26 protein-coding genes and 1 pseudogene are annotated in these 24,424 nt (G+C 55.7%); 14 read left to right on the top strand and 13 right to left on the bottom strand.

What is annotated here, in order from left to right; translation table 11 throughout:
* Positions 1 to 6: 6 nt before the first annotated feature.
* The 4 genes from F7C11_RS07595 to F7C11_RS07580 are packed head-to-tail and all read right to left on the bottom strand — an operon-like array spanning position 7 to position 4,258.
* Positions 7 to 1,197 (bottom strand): beta-galactosidase, encoded by a 1,191-nt coding sequence (locus F7C11_RS07595; RefSeq protein ID WP_297092549.1) that lies wholly within the window; start codon positions 1,195 to 1,197, stop codon positions 7 to 9.
* A gap of 31 nt (positions 1,198 to 1,228) precedes the next feature.
* Complete coding sequence (locus F7C11_RS07590; protein WP_297092548.1) at positions 1,229 to 2,050, bottom strand: carbohydrate ABC transporter permease; 822 nt, start codon at positions 2,048 to 2,050, stop codon at positions 1,229 to 1,231.
* Positions 2,047 to 2,934 (bottom strand): carbohydrate ABC transporter permease, encoded by an 888-nt coding sequence (locus F7C11_RS07585; RefSeq protein WP_297092546.1) that lies wholly within the window; start codon positions 2,932 to 2,934, stop codon positions 2,047 to 2,049. Before F7C11_RS07585 ends, F7C11_RS07590 begins: the two co-directional genes overlap by 4 nt.
* A gap of 10 nt (positions 2,935 to 2,944) precedes the next feature.
* Positions 2,945 to 4,258, bottom strand: a complete 1,314-nt coding sequence (locus F7C11_RS07580) for an ABC transporter substrate-binding protein (protein ID WP_297092544.1) — start codon at positions 4,256 to 4,258, stop codon at positions 2,945 to 2,947.
* Between the two features lie 262 nt (positions 4,259 to 4,520).
* On the opposite strand from F7C11_RS07580, the gene treT reads away from it, so the two are divergent.
* From treT to F7C11_RS07550, 6 genes are read left to right on the top strand one after another with little or no spacing between them, the layout of a single operon-like run.
* Positions 4,521 to 5,768: a trehalose synthase gene (gene treT / locus F7C11_RS07575; RefSeq protein ID WP_297092542.1), complete on the top strand. Its 1,248-nt coding sequence runs from the start codon at positions 4,521 to 4,523 to the stop codon at positions 5,766 to 5,768.
* A gap of 2 nt (positions 5,769 to 5,770) precedes the next feature.
* The gene (trmB, locus tag F7C11_RS07570; RefSeq protein WP_297092540.1) at positions 5,771 to 6,790 is read left to right on the top strand and encodes an HTH-type sugar-sensing transcriptional regulator TrmB; all 1,020 of its coding nucleotides are present in this window, start codon (positions 5,771 to 5,773) and stop codon (positions 6,788 to 6,790) included.
* 9 nt (positions 6,791 to 6,799) lie between these two features.
* On the top strand, positions 6,800 to 7,918 hold the full coding sequence (locus F7C11_RS07565) for an ABC transporter ATP-binding protein (protein WP_297092537.1): 1,119 nt from the start codon (positions 6,800 to 6,802) through the stop codon (positions 7,916 to 7,918).
* Positions 7,919 to 7,928: 10 nt separating this feature from the next.
* Entirely contained in the window at positions 7,929 to 9,407 is a 1,479-nt protein-coding gene (locus tag F7C11_RS07560; protein WP_297092536.1) for an L-fucose/L-arabinose isomerase family protein, read from the top strand.
* A gap of 3 nt (positions 9,408 to 9,410) precedes the next feature.
* Positions 9,411 to 11,276 (top strand): glycogen debranching N-terminal domain-containing protein, encoded by a 1,866-nt coding sequence (locus F7C11_RS07555; protein WP_297092533.1) that lies wholly within the window; start codon positions 9,411 to 9,413, stop codon positions 11,274 to 11,276.
* Complete coding sequence (locus tag F7C11_RS07550; RefSeq protein ID WP_297092531.1) at positions 11,263 to 12,174, top strand: glycoside hydrolase family 130 protein; 912 nt, start codon at positions 11,263 to 11,265, stop codon at positions 12,172 to 12,174. Before F7C11_RS07555 ends, F7C11_RS07550 begins: the two co-directional genes overlap by 14 nt.
* Here the strand turns inward: F7C11_RS07550 and F7C11_RS07545 are convergent.
* Entirely contained in the window at positions 12,171 to 12,590 is a 420-nt protein-coding gene (locus tag F7C11_RS07545) for a DUF371 domain-containing protein (RefSeq protein WP_297092529.1), read from the bottom strand. The genes F7C11_RS07550 and F7C11_RS07545 overlap by 4 nt on opposite strands.
* Positions 12,591 to 12,690: 100 nt before the next feature.
* Between F7C11_RS07545 and F7C11_RS07540 the strand changes: the two genes are divergently transcribed.
* Both F7C11_RS07540 and F7C11_RS07535 read left to right on the top strand, forming a co-directional pair.
* Positions 12,691 to 12,840 carry a hypothetical protein gene (locus F7C11_RS07540; RefSeq protein ID WP_297092527.1) on the top strand — a complete coding sequence of 50 codons (150 nt, stop codon included), beginning with the start codon at positions 12,691 to 12,693 and terminating at the stop codon, positions 12,838 to 12,840.
* An 88-nt stretch (positions 12,841 to 12,928) separates the two neighbouring features.
* Complete coding sequence (locus F7C11_RS07535; RefSeq protein ID WP_088865793.1) at positions 12,929 to 13,132, top strand: 30S ribosomal protein S17e; 204 nt, start codon at positions 12,929 to 12,931, stop codon at positions 13,130 to 13,132.
* A 37-nt stretch (positions 13,133 to 13,169) separates the two neighbouring features.
* Here F7C11_RS07535 and F7C11_RS07530 read toward each other — a convergent pair whose 3' ends face one another.
* The gene (locus F7C11_RS07530; protein WP_297092524.1) at positions 13,170 to 13,766 is read right to left on the bottom strand and encodes an ArsR family transcriptional regulator; all 597 of its coding nucleotides are present in this window, start codon (positions 13,764 to 13,766) and stop codon (positions 13,170 to 13,172) included.
* 105 nt (positions 13,767 to 13,871) lie between these two features.
* On the opposite strand from F7C11_RS07530, the gene thrC reads away from it, so the two are divergent.
* Positions 13,872 to 15,041, top strand: coding sequence for a threonine synthase (thrC, locus tag F7C11_RS07525; protein WP_297092598.1), 1,170 nt, complete (start codon positions 13,872 to 13,874; stop codon positions 15,039 to 15,041).
* Here thrC and F7C11_RS07520 read toward each other — a convergent pair.
* Entirely contained in the window at positions 15,028 to 15,618 is a 591-nt protein-coding gene (locus F7C11_RS07520) for a thymidine kinase (RefSeq protein ID WP_297092596.1), read from the bottom strand. The genes thrC and F7C11_RS07520 overlap by 14 nt on opposite strands.
* Before the next feature lie 98 nt (positions 15,619 to 15,716).
* A complete protein-coding gene (gene rbcL / locus F7C11_RS07515; RefSeq protein WP_297092521.1) occupies positions 15,717 to 17,051 on the bottom strand; it encodes a type III ribulose-bisphosphate carboxylase in 1,335 nt (444 codons plus the stop codon).
* A 392-nt stretch (positions 17,052 to 17,443) separates the two neighbouring features.
* Between rbcL and hpkB the strand changes: the two genes are divergently transcribed.
* Entirely contained in the window at positions 17,444 to 17,647 is a 204-nt protein-coding gene (gene hpkB / locus F7C11_RS07510; RefSeq protein ID WP_088853105.1) for an archaeal histone HpkB, read from the top strand.
* A gap of 48 nt (positions 17,648 to 17,695) precedes the next feature.
* On the opposite strand, the gene F7C11_RS07505 is transcribed toward hpkB, so the two are convergent.
* Genes F7C11_RS07505 through F7C11_RS07495 form a run of 3 tightly spaced genes read right to left on the bottom strand, consistent with a single transcriptional unit; the run spans position 17,696 to position 19,429 of the window.
* On the bottom strand, positions 17,696 to 18,190 hold the full coding sequence (locus F7C11_RS07505) for a YfcE family phosphodiesterase (RefSeq protein WP_297092594.1): 495 nt from the start codon (positions 18,188 to 18,190) through the stop codon (positions 17,696 to 17,698).
* A gap of 9 nt (positions 18,191 to 18,199) precedes the next feature.
* Positions 18,200 to 19,111, bottom strand: a complete 912-nt coding sequence (locus tag F7C11_RS07500) for a transcription initiation factor IIB (protein WP_297092515.1) — start codon at positions 19,109 to 19,111, stop codon at positions 18,200 to 18,202.
* A gap of 6 nt (positions 19,112 to 19,117) precedes the next feature.
* Positions 19,118 to 19,429, bottom strand: a complete 312-nt coding sequence (locus F7C11_RS07495; RefSeq protein ID WP_297092513.1) for a Gar1/Naf1 family protein — start codon at positions 19,427 to 19,429, stop codon at positions 19,118 to 19,120.
* Between the two features lie 123 nt (positions 19,430 to 19,552).
* On the opposite strand from F7C11_RS07495, the gene F7C11_RS07490 reads away from it, so the two are divergent.
* The 3 genes from F7C11_RS07490 to F7C11_RS07480 all read left to right on the top strand — a co-directional run bounded on the left by F7C11_RS07490 (position 19,553) and on the right by F7C11_RS07480 (position 21,341).
* Positions 19,553 to 20,407, top strand: coding sequence for a PfkB family carbohydrate kinase (locus F7C11_RS07490; RefSeq protein ID WP_297092511.1), 855 nt, complete (start codon positions 19,553 to 19,555; stop codon positions 20,405 to 20,407).
* A gap of 63 nt (positions 20,408 to 20,470) precedes the next feature.
* Positions 20,471 to 20,980 carry an NUDIX hydrolase gene (locus tag F7C11_RS07485; RefSeq protein ID WP_297092509.1) on the top strand — a complete coding sequence of 170 codons (510 nt, stop codon included), beginning with the start codon at positions 20,471 to 20,473 and terminating at the stop codon, positions 20,978 to 20,980.
* A gap of 4 nt (positions 20,981 to 20,984) precedes the next feature.
* Entirely contained in the window at positions 20,985 to 21,341 is a 357-nt protein-coding gene (locus tag F7C11_RS07480; protein ID WP_297092507.1) for an Mth938-like domain-containing protein, read from the top strand.
* On the opposite strand, the gene F7C11_RS07475 is transcribed toward F7C11_RS07480, so the two are convergent.
* Together F7C11_RS07475 and F7C11_RS07470 are read right to left on the bottom strand one after the other, a co-directional pair.
* Complete coding sequence (locus F7C11_RS07475; RefSeq protein ID WP_297092505.1) at positions 21,331 to 22,794, bottom strand: hypothetical protein; 1,464 nt, start codon at positions 22,792 to 22,794, stop codon at positions 21,331 to 21,333. The two genes, F7C11_RS07480 and F7C11_RS07475, sit on opposite strands and share 11 nt — an antisense overlap.
* A 9-nt stretch (positions 22,795 to 22,803) precedes the next feature.
* A complete protein-coding gene (locus F7C11_RS07470) occupies positions 22,804 to 23,565 on the bottom strand; it encodes an ABC transporter ATP-binding protein (protein WP_297092503.1) in 762 nt (253 codons plus the stop codon).
* Between the two features lie 170 nt (positions 23,566 to 23,735).
* Between F7C11_RS07470 and F7C11_RS07465 the strand changes: the two are divergent.
* Positions 23,736 to 24,424, top strand: a pseudogene (locus F7C11_RS07465) (hypothetical protein); the annotation flags it as partial.

The following is a 24,424-nucleotide window of genomic DNA, read 5'->3' as shown; positions in this document are numbered from 1 at the left end:
ACCACCTCACTCAAGGCCGAGCTTTTTCCTGAACTCCCTGTACAGCCTCACAAGGTTGCCCTTAGGGTCTGAGTAGTAGTCTTCCGGCACATCTATCTCCACGTTTCTCCTTTTAAGTTCGCCCATCTTTTTCCTGAACTCCCTGATCACAAGTGCTGTCGGCTTCAGGCTCCCGTCGCTCCTCAGGAGGCCAAAGAACCTCTCATGAACCGCCCTGTCGAGGGGAGGCCTGTCCCATACGCTCTCGTGATAATCGGCGAAGTTCCAGTAGAACGCACCGAGGGTTCCGAACTCGTAGAGGGCTTTGAGGGTCTCTTCGAGCCATCTCGCGGCGTCCCCCTCGTTTATCAGGTAGTGCTCGGCCTCGTGCTTTCCGGTCACGGAGCGTACCTTTCTGGTCTCCTCCGGTGTCGTCGGCATCCCGAACTCTTCCATTAGAACTTCCTTCCCTCCAAGTGCCCTCGTGAGCAGGCACGCGAAGGGAACGAAGTACGGGTCAAGGGGATCGGTGAAGTCGGTGTAGACCGAATACGCGTGCATGCAGAGGAAGTCGTTTCCCTCGGCGACATCGCCCACGCGGAAGTGCTTGTCCCCCTGGATGTCCTCCTGATGGATGCCGAAGGTTACCGGCTTGCTGGAACTGGCCTTCAGCGTCTCGTAAACAAACCGAACCCATCTTTTCCCGGCCCAGGGAGTGCGGGGAATCCTGACGTTGTCTATCTCGTTGGAGATGTCCCACGCGTACAGCGCCGGATGGTCGTCGAGCTCGGAGCCGACCGTCCGAAGGAGCAGCTCCTCAGCCTTCAAAAGGTCAGGCTCCTCGTAGATGTCCCTCGCACCGAGGTCAACGACCCTCCCGTTTGAGTACGTCAGAAACCGGGGGTGAGGGGTCTCGGAGAGCGTCCACTCCGGGAGCCAGTTTATTCCGCTCATGTGCCCGATGAAGAAGGTCGGCATGACCCCCAGTCCGAGCTCATGCGCTATGTCCATGACCCTCTCCAGGTTCCGGAGGGATTTCTCGTCGACCCTTTCGGGTTCCGGCTGGAAGTCTTCCCATAGCAGGAAAATCCTCACGACATCGAGGTTGAGCTCCTTTATTACCGTGAACTCCTCCCGAACCTCATCCTCCTCAAACTCCTTCCACCAGAACATGGCCTTCCTTCTCGGCCAGTAGTTGACACCGAGGACGAACTCCATACATATCCCTCCAAAAAAGTTTTGAAAGGGCTCAGCCCTTGATTCCGCCGGACACTCCCCTCATGTAGTACTTCTGGAGCACGACGTAGACAGTTATGGGTACTATTATCGCCAGCACTCCTGCTGCCGTCAGCTGTCCCCAGTTGGGGTTGTAGCGGCTTATGAACTGAGTCACGCCGGCGGATACTGGCCACTTTTCCGGCCTCAGCAGGGTTATGGCGAAGAATAGGTCCTGCCACACGAAGATGAACTGCACCACCGCAACGCTGATGACTGCTGGCATCGCTATGGGTAGTATCACCCTGAAGTATATCCCAACGTCACTGAGGCCGTCTATCCTTGCAGCCTCCTCATAGTCCTTGGGAATGGACATGAAAAAGTTGCGGAGGAAGAATATCGTCCATGGAAGCGCGAAGGCCGTGTGAACGAGGATTATGCCGTAATACTGGTCGTACATGTGCAGGTCGCGGAAGAGCCTCAGGAGCGGGACTATGACTGCCTGCTGCGGAACGACCTGGATGGCCACGAGGGTGAGGAAGAGCATCGTCTTTATCGGGAAGCTGAATGAGGTAAAGCCGTAGGCGGCCATTCCGGCGATGAGTATCGGGACTATCGTGGCCACCGTGGCTATCAGGATGGAGTTGAGGATGTTCCTCCAGAAGCCAGCGTCCCACACGCTGACGTAGTTGTTGATGATAAAGTGGGCGTTCCTGAGGTTCCACCAGCCGTTAACTATCTCGTCGAACGGCCTGACGGAGGTCATTATCAGCCCCAGGAGGGGTATGAGGAGCATCAGCCCTATAGTCCAAGCCACGAGATTAATGGTGACCTTGTATCTAGTGCTTACCTTCATGAGCCCACTCCCCTTTCACTTATCATCCTCTTCAGCATCCCTATGGAGAACAGGAACACTGCAACGGTCAGCAACGTCGCTATCGCGGCCGCGTAGCCCCACTTGAACATGCGGAATATCTCGTAGTACACCATGTAGGCCAGCACCGAGAGGTACATCGGCACGGATTCGCCACCGGAGAGCACGTAAACGAGGTCGAAGACCTTGAGTATGTAGATGGAGCTCATCGTGACGACGACTATTAATGCGGGCTTCAGCAGGGGCAGTATGACGTATCTGAAGCGCTGCCAGGGGTTTGCACCGTCAATAACCGATGCCTCAAGAACCTCAACGTCGAGCCCCTCCAGTCCAGCCAGGAACACGGTGGTCGAGAAGCCCTGCCACGCCCACAGGGAGCCTATTATAACGAAGTATATCGCCGTGCTGGGGTCCTGAATCCATGCCCTGGGCTCAATCCCAAAGACGCTCAGAACGTGGTTGACGATACCCGCGTTGGGGTCCAGGAGCAGCATCCAGACGATACCTACGACGGTAAGGGGCATCACCATTCCGAGCATAACGAAGCCCCTGAGCAGGTTGCGCCCCACAACGGCGCTGTTGTGGAGGAGGAGCGCAAAACCAAGGCCGAGCATGGTCACAAAGGGCAGGAAAACGATGAATATGAATATGTTGTTCTTCACCGACGTCCAGAAGAGCGGGTCACCCATCATGGTTCGGTAGTTATCGAGTCCAACGAACTGGGGCTGGGTGAAGCCGTCCCACTTGGTGAACCCCAGGTAGAACGTGTTGAAAATCGGATAGAGTATAAAAACTAAAAGGAGGATGAAGGCGGGCATCATCAGGATCAGGAAATCCTTGCTGAGCCAGTCCCTCCTTCCGCCCATCTCAGGCACCTCATGAGCCGTAGTACTGTTCTGCGTACTGTTCAAGCTCCTGGGCTATCTGCTGGTAGTTGTCCGGGTTGGCCCAGAGCTCGAAGAGCTTGTCCCAGATTATCGGCTGGAATCCTGATGGAGCGTTATCGTCGAGGTCCGGAACCACGGTGTACTTGGCCATCATGTCTATTATCTTCGCGTCAACCGGGTCGTAGGCGCTCTTGGGAACCTGAAGGTTGGGGGCGAGGTAGCCCTTCTGCTCGACCATTATCTTCTGGTACTCTGGACCGGCGAGCCACTTGGCGAGCTCAAAGGCGGCATCCTTGTGCGGGGCCCCCTTGGGTATGATAACCCAGTCACCACCGGCGACGATGGCAAAGTCTGCGTTGGGGTTGATGACGGGGAACGGAATCAGGTCATAGTCGGTGCCGGGCTGGTATCCCTGGTTCTGAAGCATCAGGTTGATCCAGTTGCCCATGAAGTACATGGCAACCTCTCCCTGGCCGAGCCTGGTAACCTGAACCTCCCATTTCTCACCGATGGCAACCTTGGGGTCACCGTAGCAGCCCTCCTTGAGGAGGTCGCTGAGAACCTTGAAGGCCTCAAGAACCTGCGGGTCGGTCCACTTGACCTTGTGGGTCATGAGGTCGTTGTGAAGCTGAGGACCGCCAACCCTTATAAGAACCGCCTCGAAGATATCACTAAGAGGCCACTTGTCGGCTGCTCCGCTGGCCATGGGCTGGATCCCATTCTGCTCAAAGACCTTACAGACGGCTTTAAGGTCATCGAGGGTCTTAGGTGGGGTCAGGTTGTACTTCTCGAAGTCGTGGACGTTGTACCATATTCCGGGCTTCGCCCAGGCCTTTATGGGAACGGCATAGTAGGTGTCCCCAACCTTCACAGGTTCAAGTAGGTTCTCCATAATGTCGCCTTTATAAGCGTCAACGACGGAATTCATGGGCTCAAGCTGGTTCTTCTGACCGAGCTCGGTAATGAGCGCCGGCCATGGAAGAATCGCTATGTCAAAACCTGGTGAACCGGTGGCGAGCTCCGTGAGAACGGCATCCCTGAGCTTGGACTGAACCACGTACTTTATCTTAACGTTCGGGTGCTCCTGCTCGTAAACTTTCAGGGCATTTTGGAAGTTCTCACCCTCAACTCCACCCCACTGACCATAGACGACTATCTCAACCTGTTCCTGAGTGGTCGTCTGTCCGGGACTGGAGGTTGTCTGCGTGGGGGACGTTCCCCCTCCGGAGATGCATCCCGAAACAAAGGCGGCTAACAACAGCACGCTCAAAAGCAATGCAAACCTTTTGGCATGAAACCTCATAGATAGACACCTCACCAAGGCTGTTCACTAGGGCTGTATACTTTTAGTATATTTATATTTTTCGGAAAGCCCCTGCTAATTTATGTTCATTGTTTCCCAAAAAATTTTGGAGAATATCTAGATAAACAATGGGAAATGCCAACTTTATTTACAAGTCGTCCACTAAAATCCAGGACATATTTCAAAAAACTTTTTATATGTGGATAACCAAACATTTGCCGGACATTCATATACTAAAAGTATACAAAGGAGGAGTATCCGTATGTTCCGAGTTAAGAAACTGCCCCAGAAGAGGATTGAGGACTATTCTTCCGTTGCCGGAGAAGACGCAGTCTCGAAGATCATAGAGAAGGCAGAAAAGCTCTTGGGAGCCAAGTTCGTGCACGTCAACTCAACCGCCTACGGCGGCGGTGTCGCGGAAATACTCCACAACCTCGTGCCCCTCATGAACGACGTCGGAATAAGAGCGGAGTGGTGGGTCATCGAGGGAAGCGACGAGTTCTTCAACGTCACCAAAAGCTTCCACAACGCCCTCCAAGGCAACAAAAACCTCAAACTCACCGAGGAAATGAAGGAACTCTACCTCAAAACCAATGAGGAAAACGCTCAAAAAGCGGACTTGACAGAATTCGACTACGTCCTTATCCACGACCCGCAGCCGGCAGCCCTCATAGACTTCTACGAGAAAAAACAGCCCTGGATTTGGCGGTGTCACATCGACCTGAGCGACCCTAACAGAGAATTCTGGGCGTTCTTGAGGAAGTACGTGCAGAGATACGACAGGTACATCTTCCACCTCCCAGAATACGTCCAGCCGGATTTGAACCCGGAGAAAACCATCATCATGCCCCCCTCCATCGACCCGCTGAGCGAGAAGAACATGGAGCTGAGCGAGTCGGAAGTTCTCAGAACCCTCGAAAGGTTCGACGTTGACCCCGACAGGCCGATTATAACCCAAGTCGCCCGCTTCGACCCCTGGAAGGGCGTGTTTGACGTTATTGACGTTTACAAGCGGGTTAAGGAGAAGATCCCGGAGGTTCAGCTGCTCCTCGTCGGAGTCATGGCGGCCGACGACCCAGAGGGCTGGGTCTACTTCGAGAAAACTCTGAGGAAGATTGGGGAAGACTATGACGTGAAAGTCCTGACGAACCTGACGGGAGTCCACGCCAGGGAGGTCAACGCCTTCCAGCGGGCGAGTGACGTGGTCCTGCAGATGTCCATCAGGGAGGGATTTGGACTGACGGTCACGGAGGCCATGTGGAAGGGCAAGCCAGTGGTTGGCAGGGCCGTTGGAGGTATCAGGTTCCAGGTGGTTGACGGCGAGACCGGCTTCCTCGTGAAAGGCGTGGAGGACGCGGTTGAGAAGACCCTCTATCTGCTGAAGCATCCAGAGGAGGCTGAGAGGCTTGGCATCGGCGCCAGGGAAAGGGTAAGGGAGAACTTCCTCATCACCAAGCACCTGGAAAGGTATTTAGACCTCCTCCTCTCATTTTCTGGGGAGGAGGGGTAAGTATGGAGATCAGCGAGAAGGCCATAACCATGCTGACCAGAATCGGCTTCACGAAGTACGAGGTCATGATATACTGGACGCTTCTTGTTTACGGGCCGAGCACGGCGAAGGAGATATCTGAAAGGAGTGGCGTGCCCTACAACAGGGTTTATGATACCATAGCGTCGCTGAAGGCGAGGGGCTTCGTCAACGAGGTTGAGGGCTCTCCGAAGGTGTACGTCGCGTACTCCCCGAAGATAGCGTTCCTGAAGTTTAAGAGGGACATAGATGGGATCAAGGAGGAGCTTGAGAGGGAGCTCCAGAGGGTCAAGGTAAAGACCGAGGAGAGACCCGGAATCTGGCGCACGAAGGACCTCAACATAGCCGTCGAGATGGTGAAGGAGTCAATAGACTCCAGCTCATACGAGGCCATACTGGTGGCCCCCGAGAAGTTCCTTGAGAAGATAGAGGACAACATAAAGGCGGCCCTCAAGAGGGGAACCACGATATCCCTCTACACAGAGGAACAGATAGACCTCTCGGATTTCGTCAGGCTCGGCAACCTCTACGTGAGGAAGTTCCACAAGCTGAACCACTTCATAGGGATGTTCGACGGCAGGGAGGTCATAGACATCCAGAACATAGGGTTCAGACCGAGGAATCCGCCCAGCTTTAAGGCGACCTATCCGGAGATAATATTCTCCCAGTACAGCTTCATCAGGGAGGCCTTCAAGGAGTCGAGCCTCATACTTGAGGGGATAAAAAACAGGGACGACCTGCGGTTTTTTGCGAGTTTCCACGCCGTGGACATCATAAGGAGGCACCTCAACGACGGCGTCATCTACGCAAAGGTGCTTGGAAGAAACCTCGTCACGGGAGAGGTGGAGGAACTCGAAGGCCGTGTTGTGGGCTACACGGTAGCCCTCGATGAGGGAATAGACAACTTCGACCTGGAGACGGAGAGGGGAATAGTGAAGGTTGGGGGAATGTTTGCGGTTTTGGAAGATTATGAGACAACCATGATCCGGCTGACCGTAGTTTGAGGTGATTTTATGGCGGACGTTAGACTTGTAAACGTGTGGAAGCGGTTTGGGGATTTTGCGGCTGTGAAGGATATGAACCTTCACGTTAAGGACGGAGAATTCATGATCCTCCTCGGACCAAGCGGCTGCGGGAAAACAACCACTCTCAGAATGATATCCGGCCTAGAAGAACCCACAAAAGGCCAAATCTACATTGGAGACAAACTAGTAGCAGACCCTGAGAAGGGAGTATTCGTCCCTCCAAAGGACAGGGACATAGCCATGGTCTTCCAAAGCTACGCGTTATACCCCCACATGACAGTCTACGACAACATAGCCTTCCCCCTAAAACTCAGAAAAATCCCCAAACAAGAAATCGACCAAAGAGTAAGAGAAGTCGCCGAAATGCTCGGCCTGACAGAATTACTCAAAAGAAAACCCAGGGAGCTCTCCGGAGGACAAAGACAACGCGTGGCTTTAGGCAGGGCAATAGTCAGAAAGCCGCAGGTCTTCCTTATGGACGAGCCCTTAAGCAATTTGGACGCAAAACTCAGGGTTAAAATGCGCGCCGAGTTAAAAAAACTCCAAAAACAACTCGGCGTTACCACAATCTACGTCACCCACGACCAGGTCGAGGCCATGACAATGGGTGATAGAATAGCAGTCATAAACGCAGGCGTCCTACAACAAGTCGGCTCGCCAGAAGAAGTTTACGATAAACCAGCCAACACTTTTGTAGCAGGCTTCATTGGAAGCCCACCAATGAACTTCATGGACGCAACAATAACCGAGGACGGTTTCGCCGACTTCGGAGAATTCAAGCTCAAACTCCTGCCCGACCAACTTGAAGTTTTAAGGGAGGAAAACCTAATCGGAAGGGAAGTAATCTTTGGTATTCGCCCGGAGGACATTTACGACGCAATGTTCGCCCAGGTAAAGATTCCCGACGAGAACATGGTGCGCGCAAGAGTGGACATCATCGAGAACCTTGGAAGCGAGAAGATCGTCCACCTGCACGTTGGCGGAGTAACGTTCTTAGGCTCCTTCAGGTCAGAATCCAAAGTCAAAGAAGGACACGAAATCGACGTCGTCTTCGACATGAACAAAGCCCACATCTTCAACAAAAACACAGGAAAAGCAATATTCTGAGGTGGTATCCATGATAGCCGTAGTAACGTTCACTGACCCCCGGCCAACGGCCCTCTCGATTGAGCGCGAGAAGGCCCTGATGGAGAAGCACTCCACCCTCATCGAGGAGCTGAGAAAGGCCGGCTTTGAAGTTCTCGACGTGAACGAGAGGCTTGGAAAATATGAGGCCCTCGAAGCCGGAAGAAACTTCGGGATAGATTCGATGGAGGAGAGCTTCAGGGCCGGTCAGATGATAGCCGGAAGGGGTGTCAGCGGGGTTATAGCCGGCATATGGCACTGGACGGAGAGCAACCTGGTCACGGCGATGGTGAGAGAAGCGAAGAGGCCGCTACTCCTCTACGCCGACGATGACCCGGCCTGGGCCGGAACCACGTGCGTCACCTCGGTAGGGGCTTCGCTGTGGGAGAGCTCCGTGAACGAGTACGCGCTGAACCACGTCCGCCTCAAGGGCGACGTCGAGAAGGTAAAGGCATGGGCGAGGGCCGTCGAAGCGGTGGCCAGGCTCTCCAGGAAGTCCCTGCTCCTCTGGGGTGCACCGTACACCCTCGGGATGGAGCACCTCATGGACGACCTGCCGAGGCTTAAGAGAATCGTCGGTGACTTCATAATGCTCGACCAGTACGTTCTGGTAAGGAGGGCAGAGAAGCTGCTCTCGGACGAAAAGCTGAGGGTCCGCGTGGAAGAGTTCTACGACTGGCTGACCCAGGAGACGACCGTGGAGTTTGACGACATCATGCTCACACCCGAGGCGTTGAGGAGGCAGATAGCCATCTATCTCGCCGCAAAGGAGAGCTGGGGCGAGCAGGCGGATGTTTCGGCCGTCTCGATAAAGTGCCAGCCGGAGCTGAGCGAGGTTTACGGCGTCACCGCCTGCCTGATTCCCGCGCTGTTCCCGTTCAGCCGCGATGCCGAGGGCAAGAAGGAGGTAATCCCCGCCACCTGCGAGGGCGACGTCAAGGGCACGATAAGCTCGGCGCTCCTCTTCTACCTGAGCGGGAAGCCACCACTCTTCGGGGACATAAAGTACGTGGACGATGAGGTCGTCATGATAGCTAACTGCGGGGCGTCATCGCTCTACTATGCGAGGCTGAGCGAGAACCCCGAGGAGAACCTCAAGGCCACCACGATCCAGGGGCAGTGCCAGGGGGCGAGCGGCGGGGCACTGACGTACAGAACCCCGCCGGCGGAGTTCACCGTGGCGAGGCTCATACGCCGCGGGGGAGAGTACTACATCCTCTACTTCCTCGCGGAGGGCGTCGAGATAACGGAGGATATGGAATCAAAGCTCAAGTGGGGCAAACAGTGGCCGCATACGGCCATAAAGAACCCGCTCGACAAAGAAACCTTCATCTCGGCCATGGGGGCCAACCACCTCTCACTGGTTCCAGGCAACTACACCGAGGAGCTCCGCTTTACCGCGAGGCTCTGGGGGGTAAAGGCAATAAACCTTGAGGACTCAAGGGAGGTAAAATCCTTCCTTGAGGGGTAGTCCATGAGAACCATCCTGGCTGGCAACGGGGCCTTCGTCCTGAGCGATGAGAGGGGGGACATGCCCTCCCATTACGACGGCTTTTATTTTCTCGACACCCGGTTCGTCAGGAGGGCAAGGCTTGAGACGTTTCCAGAACCGGGCTTCATCGGGGCATCCTCGACGTTCACCCGGGCGGTTTCGCACTTCTCCCTCGGCGAACGTGGAATTCTGGTGAGGCTGAGAACGCTGGACGGGATTTACGAGGAAAGATTCTCTTTCTACAACACCTCCCCCGAACCGCTCAGGGTCGAGGTCAGATACTCCTACGAGGCGCCCCTGGAGGACATATTCCAGGTCAGGGGCTTCATGGGGCTGACGGGTGGAGAGGCGATAGCCCCAGCGGGGGGAGCGCACCTGAAGGAGAGCCCAGCTGGAAGGAGGAGCCTCTTCATTGAGACCAACATGGAAAGGAATGGAAGCGTCCTGAGGGCGAAGCTCACGATACCGCCCCTCGAAAAGGCCGTCCTCTACGTCCGCTTCATCCCGAAAATCGAAGGCAGGGTCTCGGAGATACTAGCTGAGAAAAGAAAAACGATAAAAAACGTTGCCTTCACCGGCTCACCCGCTATCGACGGGATATTTGAAAGGGCCGTCGAGAACATTAACGCCCTGACGCTCTTCACCCGCTTCGGGCCGGTTCCCCTAGCAGGTATTCCGTACTTCGCCTGTCCCTTCGGAAGGGACGCGATAATAACCTCACTCTTTCTCCTGCCGTACTACCCGGAATACGCCGCCGGCACGCTGAGGCTCTTCGGGCGGCTCCAGGGAAGGGGGACCAACCCAAAGAACGAGGAAGAACCCGGAAAGATACCGCACGAGTTCCGCCTTGGGGAGCTCGCCCAGTCCGGAAAGGTTCCCTTCGCCCCTTACTACGGCACTGTCGATGCCACCCCACTCTACGTGGCGCTGGCGGGCGAGTACCTGCGCTGGACCGGGAACAGAGAAGTGATTGAGGAACTGAGGCCAAACCTCACCGCCGCCGTCGAGTGGATGCTTGGAAAGCTCGAAGATGACGGCTACATAACCTACGTTCCTGGGATACTCGGCAACAAGGGGTGGAAGGATTCAAAAGATGGGATAGTTGACGAAAACGGAAGCGTCCCTGAGCCACCGATAGCGCTCGTCGAGGTGCAGGGCTACGCCTACTGGGCGCTCAAACTTGCGGGGGAGCTTGAGCTGACAGACATCGCTGAGAAGACCCTCCTCACGGAGGCGGAGCGGCTCAGAAGAAGGTTCAACCGCGACTTCTGGGTCGGCGGCTACTACGCCCTCGCGCTGGACGGGGAGGGAAGGCCACTCAGGGTCGTCTCCTCGAACATGGGGCATCTGCTCCTGACTGGGATAGCGGAGCACGATGAGGAACTCGCAGAGAGGCTCTTCCAGCCGGACATGCTTTCCCGGTACGGGATAAGAACCCTCAGTACCAGAGAGAAAGCCTACAACCCGTTCAGCTACCACAGAGGAAGCGTGTGGCCGCACGACAACGCGCTGATAGCCCTAGGACTGTCTAGAATCGGAAGGACAGACCTCGCAAAGGAGCTGGCCGATAGGATTTTTGCGGCCGCGAAGCTTCTGCCGGAAAGGGAGCTTCCGGAGCTGTACAGCGGCCTGAACGAGCTCGTTCCCGTCCCGAGGGCTAACTCCCCCCAGGTTTGGAGCGCGGCGAGCGTTTTTGCATTCGTTACGGCCGCGCTGGGAATGGAGGCGGGGGACGGGCTCACCCTCCGGCCGGCGGAGGGAATGAACATCGTCCTGAGGGGTGCTTCATTCGGGGGAAGGAGATACCTCGTAGTTGCTGACGGAGGTGTTAGCGTTGAGCCCCTATGAGTTCAGGTTTGAAAAACTCCCAAAACCCGTGCTTTCCCCGTCAGATGAAGGATTCGACTCAAAGAACGTCTACAACCCTGCGGTGGTCAAGAGGAGGGGAAAGGTGGTCATGCTCTACCGTGCGGAGGCGAAGGGGGAAGAGATAACCGGAAAAATAGGGCTGGCGCTGAGCGAAGACGGCATCAACTTCATCAGGCACCCGGAGCCTGTTATGGAGCCTGAATACGAGTGGGAGAGCCTCGGCGTTGAGGATCCCCGCGTCGTGAGAGTCGGAAAGACCTACTACATGACCTACACCGGCTACGATGGAAGGACGGCACGCCTCTGCATCGCCACCTCGAAGAACCTGCTGAACTGGAAGAAGCACGGGGTGGTTTTTGAGGAGTTCCCGGCTCAGAAAAACACCACCGAGAACTGGACCAAGAGCGGGGCGATACTGACGGAAAAGATGAAGTCCGGTCCGTTCAAGGGACATTACATAATGTACTTCGGTGACTCCAATGTCTGGCTTGCCCATTCAAAGGACCTCATCCACTGGGAGTACGAGAGGGAGCCCGTCATGAGGCCGAGGGGGCACCTCGTTGAGCCCGGACCCGCACCAATCCTCACGGAGGACGGGATACTCCTGATACACAGCGAAGCCTTCCACGAGGACGGGAAGCTCGTCTACTACACGCACGCGGCCCTCTTCGACCGCGAAGACCCGAGAAGGCTCATCTGGAGAACCGAGAGCCCAATCCTCAAGCCGACCTTCGACTGGGAGCTCCACGGATGGGTTGACAACGTGGTGTTCGCGGAGGCCATGATAGAACACGATGGAAAACGCTACCTCTACTACGGCGGCGCCGATAGGTACGTGGGGCTCGCAATCGGCGGGTGGAGAAGGGAAGGTGTTTAATCTAGGATTATCAGCTCAACCTCGGCGGTGGTTCTGGGGCTCTTCAGGAGCTCCACTATTTTCCTGTCAATGTCCCTTGCGGCCTTGTTCGCCCTTATCGCGAGGGTTCTGGCGTCGATGTACTCGCTCTTCCGGACGACCATCGAACAGGGGTGGTCAAGCACCAGCCCCGGACTCCCCTCGGCGAGAACCTCGTCCACCAGTTCTCCAACTTTTATCCTGATGAGAAGCTTCTTTCCGGCCCTCAGGGCGGCTTTAAACTCATCGCTGAGGTCGTCTATTCCCTTATCCGCCCCGATGCAGAGTATGCAGTCCCCGCGGGGTGTGAGATAGTCCTCCTTCGTGAACTCAAGGGTGGATTTATGCGTCGCCCTGACGTTCTCGTGGCCCCTGCAATGGATGACTTCCCTCAGCATGGTTCCGAGTTGGAGCGTGGGTTTATAAACCTCTGGACGGCTGAAGAATTTATGAAAAACTTTTTAAAGATAGACAAAAAATACTATGACAGGTGATACTGTGAGGTGGGGACGCCTTTTCAGGGGTCTCGTTAGAGTGCACATTGGGTTCTCCATAGTAAGGATAAACTCCCTGGGGATCAGATACCCAAAGAAAACCAGCGGCGACCTGTTGGACACCGCAATCACAAAGCTGAAAAAGGGGATTTGAACTGCCTCTCCCTTCGGGAAAACTTTTAAAAGGCCTTCCATGATTGTGAGTTACGGTTGTCAGAATCAAGCTAACGGGGGGATTGATGATGGGAAACATCAAGCAGACGTTCATCAAGAGGGTTGCCCGCGAGCTGTTTGACCGCTACCCGAACGAGTTCACCAGGGACTTCGAGCACAACAAGAAAAAGGTCGAGGAGCTCACCAACGTCACCAGCAAGACCATCAGGAACAGGATAGCAGGCTACATAACCAGGCTCGTGAGGATGAAGGAAGAGGGCAAGATGCTCTGAGGCCCTTTTCTAGGATTTATTCCCTTCGAGCTGCTTCCTAAAAGTCTTCCAAGTCTTCGAGTATTTTCTTTGGAAGTCTCGTCCTGAACTCCTTCACAAGCCTCTCGAATTCCCTCTCGTTCTCCTGGGCGATGCGGCGGAACAGGTTCTCAATGTAGGTCTCCGTGAGGAGGCGAACTTCCTCCAGCTCCTGCTTCGTCCTGATGATTTCCTCTATCCTCTCCTGTATCTCCGTCAGAAAGGTCAGCAGCTCATCTATCTTTGCCTCAGTCGGTTCGGTGGACTTTATGAGCGCTCTGGCCTGAGCGTACTCCTTTGTCTGCCTTGGGGCTTTGGGCTCGTACATCTCCGTGCCGAACGCATAGGGCGTGAGCAGAACCTCAAGGCGGAAGCCGCGCTTTATGGTGTAGTACTTCCTAGGCCTGCCGCGGGGGATTTTCTCCGTCCTGCCCTCAATGAGGCCCGCACTCTCAAGTATCCTGAGATGCTCAAGGACGGCCTTCTGGCCCACTCCAAGCTCCTGGCTGAGCTCGCTCACGAAGTACGGTCTCTTGGTGAGCAGGATGAGTATCCTTCGCCGCGTCTCGTTTCCGAGGATGTCAAGCAGCCTTCCCATTTTCTTATTTGACTCCATGCTCTCACCCCCTTTCCCTAACTTGATGTAAGAAAAGATTACTTTAAGCTTTTCGGTCGGCTTCAGGTTTAAAAGGCGTCGTTGAAACCAGTACCGGTGATAGCCATGTTCGCGGCAAAGATGGTCTGCACAGGGTGCGGTGAGGAGTACTCCCTCGCGTGTGGGGTTTACAAGTGCAGGAAATGCGGCTCCCCATTGGACGTTCGGTATCACTACGAGGATATAGCCGAGATTCTTCAGGATAACGATTCCTGGTTCAGGGAGCACCCCCACATGTGGAAGTACTGGATGTTCCTCCCGGTCTCAAATCTGAGAAAGGTCGTCACCCTGAACGAGGGGGGCACCAGGCTGTACCGCGTAAAACGGCTCGAAGAGAAGCTCGGGATCTCCAGACTGTACATCAAGAACGAGGGTGAAAACCCAACGGGGGCCTTCAAGGACAGGGGTTCAAGCGTCGAAATAACCAAGGCCCTAGAGTTCCATGCTCGGAGGGTCATAGTGGCATCGACGGGCAACATGGCGGCATCCATAAGCGCGTACGGTGCAAAGGCGGGGCTTGAGGTGACGATAGTGGTCCCCGAGGGCACGCCGGAGGGCAAGCTCCTTCAGGCCAGAATGTACGGGGCCAAAGTGGATGTCTTCGGAAAGACCTACGACGAGGCGCTGGCCGAGGCGGAGAGAAGAGCCGCGGAGGAGGGCTACTATCTGACCGGGAACTACCACTTCAGGGTCGAGGGACAAAAGACCACGGGCTTTGAAATCATCGACCAGCTCCATTTCAAGGTTCCCGACTGGATAATAGTGCCCATAGGTGCCGGCACCCACCTGAGGGCCATATGGAAGGGACTCAAAGAGTTCCGGAGGGTCGGCCTGATAGACCAGCTTCCCAGAATAGCGGGAGTTCAGATAGAGGGCTACGACGCAATAGTCAGGGCATGGGAGACCGGAAAACCCATCGAGAAGATAACCAAAAAGGTGCCCACTATTGCGAGCGCCATAGCCGTCAAGGTGCCCGTGGACGGGGAGAACGTTCTCAGGGCAATCAGGGAAAGCGGCGGTCATCTCGGCACAGTTACAAACGAAGACGCCGCCAAAGCCGGAATGCTCCTCGGAAGGGAGGGACTTTTCGTTGAACCATCGTCGGCCACGGCTCTGGCACTCGCTGAAAAGATGCGGGAGGAAGGTGTGATAGAGAGGGGAGAGAGCGTCGTCGTTGTGGCAACCGGGCACGGGCTCAAGGACACGAACACGTGGAGCAGGGTCATTCAGAGTTAGGAACCTCGTGGTGCTCCCTGCATCTGGCCTCGTAACTCTCGCTTCCGCCGACGAGGATGACGGGTGAATCCCGGGGGGCAGGCTTTCCGTCTATGAGGCGCTGGCTCCGCGTTGCAGGCCTTCCGCAGACCGTGCACACGGCGGTGAGGTAAACTATGCTGTCCGCCCTCACGAGGAGCTCTTTCGTAACCGGGAAGGGGTCTCCCTTGAAGTCCAGGTTGAGTCCGCTGGCGATGACGTAGACACCTTCGTCGGCGAGCCTCTCAAGAGCCTCTACGATGGTCATGGGAAAGAACTGAACCTCGTCAATGCCTATGACCTCGTAGCCCTCTCTCTTTGTTATCTCCACTATCCTGTCAACCCCTTCCTCATCGGTCGGAATGACAAAGGCTTCGTACCGGAGACCATTGTGCGCAACAACCTCGTCCTCGGAATACCTGTTGTCGATGGCCGGTTTGAACAGTGCCGCCTTCCTTTTCGCGAACATCTGCCTCTCGATGCGCTTTATCAGCTCGGTCGTTTTTCCAGCGAACATCGGACCTGTGATTACCTCCAAGAATCCACCCGGATGAACCATGATTCCCACCAAGAAAAGAAGGCCCTCAGCTGTTAAATCTCCTCCGGCTGAAAAGTTGAACGGAAGACGAAAATGGAAGAAAAAAGCCGTCAAACCGGTCAGACAGGGGTGACGTGACCCCACTTTTCAAGGGCCCTGGCGAGCTCCTTGTGGCTCTTGGCGTACTCGTCGAGCGGGATGCCCTGCATGTAGGCATCGATTGCCTGCCTGATGGCCCTCGCTCCAGCCGCCGGCCCGTCCGGGTGGCCGAGGGTTCCGCCTCCGAGCTGGATAACTATGTCGGTCCCGAGGGCGTCGAAGACCATCGGCAGGTTGCCCGGGTGAAGTCCACCGGAGCTGGTCGGGAACGCGGCCCTTATGCCGTAGAACTTCTGCTCAAGGTGGAAGACGTCGTTCTCGTCCGGCTTGTAAACGCTCTCCCTCAGTACCCTTGCGTTCTGGATGACGTCCCACTTGCCGCCCTCAAGCTTCCCTGCCCCGGCGGTTCCAACGTGGAGCTGGTCTATACCGATGAGCCTGTAGAGCTTGGCCAGAACGAACATCGATATGCCGTGATAGGGATTCCTGGTGAAGGCCGCGTGCATTGCCCTGTGGCCGTGGATCGCCAAGCCGTAGTCGGCCGCCAGGTCGCGGATGTACTGGAGCGCTCCCCAGCCAGTTATGACGACGTCGACCATCGCGTGCTTGAGACCGAGATCGGCGAGTATCTCTATCCTCTCCTCCATCTCAGGAAGGTTCGAGGTTATGTTGGCGAACCAGGTCTTCTTCTCACCTGTCTCGTTCTCGACCTTCTCGATTATCTTTGCGATAATCTCGGCCCTCTGCTCGAAGCGGTTGTACCACGGGCTGGTGAGGTTTTCGTCGTCCTTCATGTAGTCTGCGCCGTTCATGAGCAGGTCGGTGGCGAGCTTCTCGAACTCCTCCGGCGAGTAGCCAACCTTCGGCTTCGGAACAACACCGTAGATCGGCCTGTCCTTGATGTCGAGCATCTTTCTGACGCCCTCGATACCAAAAGCCGGACCGCTGAACTCCCTGATAAGCTTCTCGGGGAAGTACAGATCCTCAAGACGGAGCGCCTTGGCGCGCTTCATTCCGAAGACGTTCCCAGCTATGCTCGCGAGAAGTCCGGGGAGGTTGGCCTCCTCGAAGGCGTGGAACGGGTAGGCGATCTTGACTATCCAGCTCCCGTCGCCCATGTCGTGGAACTCAAAGGCCTTGGCGGACAGGTCAGCCCAGCGCTCCTCCTCGTACCAGGGATACAGGGTCGTCCACGTCCCGGTCGAGCTCTCTGCCGCCACACCGCCGGCAACGGCTTCTATTGAGTACCCCTCGGCGGGGGTTATGCGGAAAACGGCTATTATGTCTCTCTTCTTGTTTGGCTCGTAGCCCTTGTCGACGTAGTAGTCGTATATCTTGTCGAACCTTTCACTCATGCTTTCACCTCCTTGGTAAATTCTGATATCGCATCAATCCCTATAAAAAGGCTACGGTACATAATTGGTACATTCATGGCTTTATGTGGCGATTGGAGACACTTTTCCAGCTCCAGCGCTCCAAACTCCTGCCCCCCTTTTAAAAATTGAAGCCGTGTCCGGCCGATAAACACGATTTCAGGGGCAAATAAGCTTTTTCAAAACTTCGCCCTCGGGTTAGCATTGGGCTGTTTATAAGTCAGCAGCCTAAGGATGCCAAATTTCTCAACAACTCACCCGAAAATGGCCGATTATCGCCTCCAGAGAGCCCGGTTTCCGAAAGGTTTATATAGACCTTTGTTCTTAGAATAGAACGCAGATACCTGCAAAACAACGTTTAGGAGGTTGGGAAAATGGCTGAGTTGCCGATTGCCCCAGTTGACAGGTTGATAAGGAAGGCCGGCGCCGCCCGCGTCAGCGAGGACGCCGCCAAGCTCCTGGCCGAGCACCTTGAGGAGAAGGCCATGGAGATCGCCAAGAAGGCGGTCGACCTCGCCCACCACGCCGGCAGGAAGACCGTCAAGGCCGAGGACATCAAGCTCGCTATCAAGAGCTGATGGCCTTTCTTTTCCACCATTTTCTGCTTTTCTGCGAGTTTTGACACTTCACCAGAAACGTATCCTATTCACCCTAACGCTCTCGCCGTTGATCTCCAGAAACGCAAAACCGGGCGAGTCCATTCTGGGAAACGTCGGGGAACCGGGATTGAGAAGAACCACGCTTTCACCGTGAATCGAGTAGGTATCGTGGTAGAAACGGTGCGTGTGTCCGAATATCAGAACGCTTACGCCCATGTCCAGTGCCTTGAGCGCTAAAAACTGGGCGTTGAGCGAGAAAAACTGATGGCCGTGGAGGAGGCCGATCCTAACGCCTCCCACCTCGACGACCTCTTCCTCAGGGAGTCTGAGATGGTCGGCGTTTCCCCTGACGGCTACGACCGGTGCAAAATCCTCAAGCCTTTCCAGGAGTTCGTGGGAGGTGACATCGCCCGTGTGGAGTATCAAATCCGGCTTTTTACCCCCAAGGTGTTCGAAAAGAAGGGAGGGGAGGTTCTTTGTCTTGTCGCCGTGATGTGTATCGCCCGTTACCGCTATCAGCAAGGGCATCCCTCATATTGGAACGTTTATGCCGAGCTTCTCGACGAGTTCTTTATACCTGTTCCTCACCGTGACCTCGGTTACATGGGCTACCTCCGCCACCTCACGCTGGGTCTTCTTCTCCCCCTCCAAAAGCGAGGCGACGTACAGCGCAGCGGCGGCCAGTCCCGTCGGACCCTTTCCGCTCGTGATGCCCCTCTTGATGGCCTCCTGAAGTATCTCCTTGGCGCGCTTCTTCGTCCTCTGGCTTACACCGAGTGCATCGCCGAATCTGTCAACGTACTCTATCGGGCTGGTCGGCCTGAGGTTCAGACCAAGGCCCCTCGCGAGGAAGCGGTAGCTCCTCCCGATTTCCTTCTTGGTTACCTTAGAAACGGCCGCAATCTCGTCGAGCGTCCTTGGGATGCCCTCCATACGGCAGGCCGCGTATAGAGCCGCGGAGACCATGCCCTCTATCGACCTTCCGCGGATGAGCTTCTTCATGACCGCCTTCCTGTACAGGGAAGCGGCCACCTCTTTGACGCGCCTCGGCAGCATCATCTGGGCGGCCATCCTGTCAAGCTCACTGAGGGCGAAGGCGAGGTTCCTCTCGGCGGCGTCGTTTATCCTCATCCTGCGCTGCCACATTCTAAGCCTTCTCATCTTCGTCCTGTACATCCCGGTTATCTGGTTGCCGTGTATATCCCTATCGCGCCAGTCTATGTCCGTGGAGAGGCCCTTATCGTGGATCATCAGGGTCATGGGTGCACCGGTTCTGGCGCGCTTTGCCCTCTGGTCGGGATCGAAGGCGCGCCACTCGGGACCCTCATCGATGACGTTCTGCTGAACGACGTAACCGCAGACAGAACAGACAATCTCCCCCCTCCGCGGGTCATAAAACAGCTTATCGGAGCCACAGACCGGACAAATATTCTTATCAGCCAAAAGCTCTCACCCCCTCTTTCTGGGGGCAGGGCGTCTAGCCTTTCCGCCCTTGGTGCGTTTTCTGCCGGACTTCCCCGGCTTTGACTTCCTGCGTTTTGTATCAACGTAGAGCAGAGCCCCGATGTAGCCCTCGGGATTCTTTACCCTGGGCTTGACCGCAACGTACGGCCTGCTAACTGGCCCGAAGACATCCTTCACTACCCCAACCACGGTGAGCTTCTTGTCAACCACCGGGTCGTTGAGCGAAGGAACCCAGTCAGTGCGCAGAATAAGGAACCCCTGCTTTGCGTAGTGAGAAACTTTGCCCAGGCGCCTCATAGCCCCACCCCAAAAGGACATATCCTTTTAAGCTTTTCGATTTTGACTTTATAAACTTTTCGCAAAATTTCCAAAAGGTTTTTATTTAAGTGGCCTCTAAAACAGAAGATTAGGTCGGTTAAAATGAAGTGCCTTCTGGTCGGACATCTCGTCGTCGACACAATTGTGAAGGGTTCGAAATTCGAGACCAGGATAGGAGGGGGAGCGTACTACTCGGCAATAGCCCTCTCAAATTTCTGCGACGTTGAGGTTCTGACGAGCGTCGGTGAAGACTTTCCGGACGGGTGGCTCGACGAGCTGAGGGCCCTCGGGATAAAGCTCCGGATAATACCCTCCGAAAAGAGCACCGCCTACGAGCTCCGCTACCTCGATGCCAACCGGAGGGAGCTGAGCCTCCTGTCAGTTGCCGAGAGGATAACAGAACTTCCCAAGGGGAGGTACGACATGATAGTCCTCAACCCTGTGGCCGGCGAGATACCGCCCGAAACCGTAGAGGAGGCGAAGACGAGAAGCCCCTTCGTCGCCGCCGATGTTCAGGGGTTCATACGAAGCCCCAGGCCAGGAAAGGTCAGGCTTATCGAGATAGACGCCTCCTTCCTCGACGGCCTGAAGGTGCTACATGCCGATCTCGCGGAGATTGGCTACCTGAGGAACTTTGGGCCGGGGGACGCCGAGGTCCTGCTGGTAACCAACGGGGCACAGCCGGGTTTCGCATACCTCAGGGGAAAGGGGTACACATACAGACCCGTGGAGGTCGATGTAGAAGAATCAACCGGCGCCGGAGACGTTTTTCTCGCGGGCTTTGTGAGCTTTTATTCCCAGTGCCCCTTCATCCAGGCGCTGAAGAGGGCGAACGCATTCACCGCCCTCTTCCTGAAGCACAGAAGCTTCTCCTTCTCCATGGAAGACGTGAACGAGCTGGCGGTGAGCGTCAAGGTCGAGAAGCTTAACGATATAAATCCATGGGAACAACTATAACCGCCGATGATGAAACGTCAGCATGCTGAAGATGATGAGAAGGGACTTCCCTGAGGTGGTGTTATGGACCGCTACGTTCTGCTCGTAAAGGCCCCGAAGGGCTACGATACATCCCCCGTAAGGGAGGAGCTTAGGGACTTTCTCAGGGAGAGGCATCCAGAACTAACGGTCGAGATGCACAGGTGCATAGGCCTTACCGTAGACATCGTCATCATCCACAACAACGGCGTCGTTCTGATAAAGCGGAAGCACGAGCCGTTTAAGGGCCACTACGCCCTGCCCGGCGGCTTCGTCGAGTACGGTGAGGCCGTTGAGGACGCCGCCAGAAGGGAGGCGAGGGAGGAGACCGGCCTCGACGTGAGGCTCATCAAGCTCGTCGGCATTTACTCCGACCCGAAGCGCGACCCAAGGGGACACACCGTAACGGCAGCCTTCCTGGCCATTGGTTCCGGAGAACTCAGGGCCGGGGATGATGCGGGGGAGGTTCATGTCGTTCCAGTTGAGGAGGCGCTCAAACTGCCGCTCGCCTTCGACCACGGGAAGATTCTGAGGGACGCCCTGAGCCCGAGGTGATACCATGAGGGTAGAGTTTCCCGGATTCGGCAGGATACTCGTGGATGGTAAGGTCTACGAGGGCGACATCGTGATATATCCGAGCGGAAAGGTGGGGGAGCGCAAGAAGTGGCTCAGCAAGAGGAAGCACGGCACGAGCCATAAGCTCGACCCGGATGAGCTGAGGGAGTACCTCACGGAGGAGTTCGATGTTTTGATAGTCGGAACCGGCGCCTGGGGGAAGCTCTCGCTCCTCCCAGAGAGCGGGGAGCTGGTGGCAAACAAAGAGGTCATCGAAAAGCCGACCGGTGAGGCAGTCGAACTCTTCAACGACCTCCGGGGAAGAAGGAAAGTCCTTGCGATATTCCACATCACCTGCTGAGGGATTTCTGGACCATCAGAACCCCGAGGAGCGTAAGGGCGAGCGCGTAGGGGTATCCCATAAAATACCACAGGCCCGCGACCACTCCAAGCGCAATCCCGTTTATCACCATGAGTGCAAGGACGTGCCCGAAGTCAGTCTCAGGAACCGCCAACTCGTCCTCGCCGTGATAGAAGAAGGCCATCGCTATCGATGAGGTGAGGAAGGGAAGGAGCAAGGCAGCGGGCAGCAGGATGAGAAGGCTGGCATCGAGGTAAGAGGTTATCAAAACCAGACCAACGCCGGCGGTTACGGGGACTGCGTTCATAACGAGGAGCTTTGCCCTGACGAACTGGCCAACCGTTATGGGAAGACTCCGCAGGAATTCGAACTCCTGGCCGTCTATTTTTAGCACCGTGTCGATTCCCACCGAGGCCACCCAGGCTATCATTAGGAGAACCGATGCAACCGCCCAGTTTTCGACCTTCCCGGACGTAAGAATGCCGATGGCACTGGGCAGAATTATGAAGAGAGGGAAGATCAGGCCGACGAGCAGCGCACTCCTTCTAAAGGCTATCCTCAAATCCTTGAGTGCAAGCGCCAGGACGGGATGGTGGGTCTCCGCCTTAAATCTCAGGATTCTCGTGCGGGAGACTGTCACACCCTCCTCCATTCTGCGCCACAGCCTTCCGAGGATAAACCGGTAGAGGGGAACGAGAACCGCGAGATAGCCCAGGATGAGCAGGAGGGAATGGAGAGGCTCTGTTATCGAAGCCACAGAGAAAGGATAGGCCACCGAGTACTTCGAGAAGAAGGGCAGAATCTCCTCGTAGTGCTCGTTGACGTATTGCTGGACATAGTTGATGGCATAGAACATGCTGATGAACAGGATAACCCCTAGGGTTCTGGCGAGGGTCTTGAGCTTCGAGAACCTGCCACCAACGCTGGCAGAGCCAAAGAACGTGAAAACTACCAGCCCGAGGACGTGGCCGAGGAAAGCCCCTGTGAGTATCCAGAACAGGCCGAGTACCCCCAAGACCCCATATTTTACTGTCATGACAATAACCGCAGGTAGGAGTGCAACGACCGCGGGAACGTTATCGATAGCCAGGAGTACGCTGAGGTAGATGGAACTCGTCTTCAGGGGGAGCGGTCTGAGGGGTTCAAAGATTCCCATCGAGACCGCGTAGGATGCGTTTACCGTCGTCGTATAGAGCGCCATGACGAAGGGGAGAAGGGCGTAGGTGGCGAATACCACCGCCGCCCGGGTCTCATCCTCCGCCGCCATCACCGCGCCGGCCATCATAATCCCGAAGAACAGGAACGCAACTGACTGAATCGCCATGCCCCTCTTTATATCGCCCGTGCTCCTCAGCTGCTTCCTGAACTTTTCTGGGTCTGCCGCTATCTGGGGGTTGCTCCTCAAACGCCTGTAGTGGAGCTCCCTGTAAAGTATCCTGACTATCTCGAACATGCTCCCACCCTAAAGGGCCTCTTTAAGCGCCCTGACTATCCCAGCCACCTCGTCCTGGCTCTCGGTGAGCTTCAGGAAGACATCCTCAAGGCTCTCTTCGTGGGCAAACTCCTTGAGCTGCTCCACGGTTCCCTCCGCGATTATCTCGCCGTTGTAGATGACTCCAACGCGGTCGCATATGGTCTCGGCCAGGGCCAGGACGTGGGTGGAGAAGACTATGCTCCTGCCCTCCTCCCGAAACTGAAGCAAAAGCTCACGCAAAATTCTTGCACTCTTTGGGTCGAGACCGTTCATGGCCTCATCCAGGATGAGAACCTCCGGGTCGTGGAGCATGGCGGAGATGAGGGAGACCTTCTGCTTGGTTCCGAAGCTGAGCGAGCCTATCATCTCGCCAAGGTACTTCTCTATCCCGAATGCCCTGACAAAGGTCTCCACGCGTTCCTGAAGATCCTCTTTTGGAACTCTCCTCACGCTCCCCACGAAGTTGAAGAACTCAACCGGGGTGAGGCTCTCGTAGAGAACCGGCGTTTCGGGGACGTAGCCGACTATCCTCCTCACCCCCAGGGCGTCCCTGCTCACGTCGATACCGTTAACAACGACCCTGCCCGATGTGGGCTTCATTATTCCAGAAAGGATTTTCATGGTGGTGCTCTTTCCGCTCCCGTTGGGGCCGAGGAGGCCATAAATCTCGCCGTCATTGACGGTGAACGTTATCCCCCTTACGGCCTTAGTTGAGCCAAAGTTCTTGATGAGGTTCTCGACCTCAATCATTCTACCACCGCTTGTAATAATCAGAGTTGATTAATAAACTTTATCCTTTGAGTGACTTCGCACAGGAGAAACTCTTAAATAAAATAAGGTACAGAATTGGGTAAAATCCAAACTCCAGTATGCCTTCCAATTTCCTTTTCTGGCTCTGGGTTGGATTTGGAGGTATAGGTATGAAAAGACGTTCCAGGTTATTGCTCCTCGTTGCACTGAGCCTGCTTGTTTTTCTGAGCGGGTGTATTGGGGATGGTTCCCCGACCGGGACAAAATCCGTTCAGAACACCACTCCAACTTCAGCCGAGTCAACATCTTACCAGACGGAAACCACTCCCACCAACACGGGAGCTCCGACTGAAACAGCAACCGAAACCGACACCGGAACTTCCACCGGAAGCCCACCTGCCAGCGGGAGCGTCCAGTTCGACGAGGACGGGAACGTACTGTGCACAGCGGATATGGACGAAGATTCCGGCTGCGAGGCGAACGAGACCAACGAAGGGAGCGGTCCCGGGTTCTCACTGCCCGACGATGTAGTTCTCAACATAACCCTCCAGCCGGTTCTCAAGCTGATGCCGATTAAGATGCCCAACATGACCTACACCGGGCCTCTGAGCTCGATGGCGAGCGTCCCAGGGGAGAAGGATACCATCGAATGGGTCTCCGTGCTGACCTCCTCGACCGACCCCGGAAAAAACCTCGCCATAACGCTCCACTTCAAGAACGAGAGCCTGATGGGGCAGTACATCCATCCTGAGTTCCTCATGAACCCCGTAACGGGTGAGAAGGTAACCTACAAGCCAACCGTCATAAGAATAGACGAGGGGAGCGAGTTCGGCGAAAGGTGGGAGGTGCACATCTACGG

The sequence above is a fragment of the Thermococcus sp. genome (assembly GCF_015521605.1).
Lineage (GTDB): Archaea > Methanobacteriota_B > Thermococci > Thermococcales > Thermococcaceae > Thermococcus.
This window is presented reverse-complemented; position numbering and strand designations above follow the sequence as displayed.

Excerpts from the sequence above, each read along its gene's own strand:
- F7C11_RS07595 (WP_297092549.1), bottom strand. The coding sequence starts at position 1,197 with ATGGAGTTCGTCCTCGGTGTCAACTACTGGCCGAGAAGGAAGGCCATG.
- F7C11_RS07590 (WP_297092548.1), bottom strand. The coding sequence starts at position 2,050 with ATGAAGGTAAGCACTAGATACAAGGTCACCATTAATCTCGTGGCTTGG.
- F7C11_RS07585 (WP_297092546.1), bottom strand. The coding sequence starts at position 2,934 with ATGGGCGGAAGGAGGGACTGGCTCAGCAAGGATTTCCTGATCCTGATG.
- F7C11_RS07580 (WP_297092544.1), bottom strand. The coding sequence starts at position 4,258 with ATGAGGTTTCATGCCAAAAGGTTTGCATTGCTTTTGAGCGTGCTGTTG.
- treT (WP_297092542.1), top strand. The coding sequence starts at position 4,521 with ATGTTCCGAGTTAAGAAACTGCCCCAGAAGAGGATTGAGGACTATTCT.
- trmB (WP_297092540.1), top strand. The coding sequence starts at position 5,771 with ATGGAGATCAGCGAGAAGGCCATAACCATGCTGACCAGAATCGGCTTC.
- F7C11_RS07565 (WP_297092537.1), top strand. The coding sequence starts at position 6,800 with ATGGCGGACGTTAGACTTGTAAACGTGTGGAAGCGGTTTGGGGATTTT.
- F7C11_RS07560 (WP_297092536.1), top strand. The coding sequence starts at position 7,929 with ATGATAGCCGTAGTAACGTTCACTGACCCCCGGCCAACGGCCCTCTCG.
- F7C11_RS07555 (WP_297092533.1), top strand. The coding sequence starts at position 9,411 with ATGAGAACCATCCTGGCTGGCAACGGGGCCTTCGTCCTGAGCGATGAG.
- F7C11_RS07545 (WP_297092529.1), bottom strand. The coding sequence starts at position 12,590 with ATGCTGAGGGAAGTCATCCATTGCAGGGGCCACGAGAACGTCAGGGCG.
- F7C11_RS07535 (WP_088865793.1), top strand. The coding sequence starts at position 12,929 with ATGGGAAACATCAAGCAGACGTTCATCAAGAGGGTTGCCCGCGAGCTG.
- F7C11_RS07530 (WP_297092524.1), bottom strand. The coding sequence starts at position 13,766 with ATGGAGTCAAATAAGAAAATGGGAAGGCTGCTTGACATCCTCGGAAAC.
- thrC (WP_297092598.1), top strand. The coding sequence starts at position 13,872 with ATGTTCGCGGCAAAGATGGTCTGCACAGGGTGCGGTGAGGAGTACTCC.
- F7C11_RS07520 (WP_297092596.1), bottom strand. The coding sequence starts at position 15,618 with ATGGTTCATCCGGGTGGATTCTTGGAGGTAATCACAGGTCCGATGTTC.
- rbcL (WP_297092521.1), bottom strand. The coding sequence starts at position 17,051 with ATGAGTGAAAGGTTCGACAAGATATACGACTACTACGTCGACAAGGGC.
- hpkB (WP_088853105.1), top strand. The coding sequence starts at position 17,444 with ATGGCTGAGTTGCCGATTGCCCCAGTTGACAGGTTGATAAGGAAGGCC.
- F7C11_RS07495 (WP_297092513.1), bottom strand. The coding sequence starts at position 19,429 with ATGAGGCGCCTGGGCAAAGTTTCTCACTACGCAAAGCAGGGGTTCCTT.
- F7C11_RS07490 (WP_297092511.1), top strand. The coding sequence starts at position 19,553 with ATGAAGTGCCTTCTGGTCGGACATCTCGTCGTCGACACAATTGTGAAG.
- F7C11_RS07485 (WP_297092509.1), top strand. The coding sequence starts at position 20,471 with ATGGACCGCTACGTTCTGCTCGTAAAGGCCCCGAAGGGCTACGATACA.
- F7C11_RS07480 (WP_297092507.1), top strand. The coding sequence starts at position 20,985 with ATGAGGGTAGAGTTTCCCGGATTCGGCAGGATACTCGTGGATGGTAAG.
- F7C11_RS07475 (WP_297092505.1), bottom strand. The coding sequence starts at position 22,794 with ATGTTCGAGATAGTCAGGATACTTTACAGGGAGCTCCACTACAGGCGT.
- F7C11_RS07470 (WP_297092503.1), bottom strand. The coding sequence starts at position 23,565 with ATGATTGAGGTCGAGAACCTCATCAAGAACTTTGGCTCAACTAAGGCC.